This is a genomic window from Sandarakinorhabdus oryzae, assembly GCF_009733735.1.
Taxonomy (GTDB): Bacteria; Pseudomonadota; Alphaproteobacteria; order Sphingomonadales; family Sphingomonadaceae; genus Sandarakinorhabdus; species Sandarakinorhabdus oryzae.
On the sequence record NZ_WNJP01000387.1, the window covers coordinates 1 to 699 of the forward strand.

General features: G+C 71.8%; 1 protein-coding gene. It reads left to right on the top strand.

Annotated elements, in window-relative coordinates; translation table 11 throughout:
• Positions 1–699, top strand: a 699-nt coding sequence (locus tag GJ693_RS16460) for a ComEC/Rec2 family competence protein (protein ID WP_197042321.1), incomplete at both ends; no start/stop codon positions are given.

The following is a 699-nucleotide window of genomic DNA, read 5'->3' on the forward strand; positions in this document are numbered from 1 at the left end:
CCATGGCTGGTGCTGCGGGTGCCGGTGCCAACGCTGGCACTGGCCGCCGGCGCGCTGGCCGGCCTTGGCTACACGCTGCTGGCCGGCGCGCAGGTGCCCACGGTGCGCGCCGTGATCGCCGCAAGCATCGTCGTCGTTGGCATGATGCTCGGCCGCCAGGCGCTCTCCCTGCGCCTGCTGGCGGCGGCGGCCTTTGCCATCCTGGCCGTCCGCCCCGAGGCCCTGCTCGGCGCCAGTTTCCAGATGAGCTTTGCCGCGGTGATCGGCATCGTCGCCCTCTACGAAAGCCGCCTCGGCCGTTGGCTCACCCAGCCGCGCGACGACGAGAATTGGTGGCAATTTCTGGCCCGTTCGGCGGCCTCGCTGCTGGCGTCGGGTCTGGTCGCCGAATTCGCGCTGGCCGGCATCGGCCTCTATCACTTCGGGCGCAGCGGGCTTTATGGCATTGCTGCCAACCTGGTCGCCATACCCTGGGCCAGCTTCGTGGTGATGCCGGCGCTGATGCTGGCGATGCTGGGGGAGGCGCTGGGCCTTGCCTGGCTGTGGCCGCTGGCTGGCTGGGCCATGGCCGGGCTCATTCACTTGGCCGATGTCACCGCCGCGCTGCCCGGCGCGGTTGTCACCAGCGCCGCCATCCCGGGGCCGGTCTATGCGCTGGCGGCGGCCGGCGGCCTTTGGCTGGCGCTGTGGCGCTCGGCG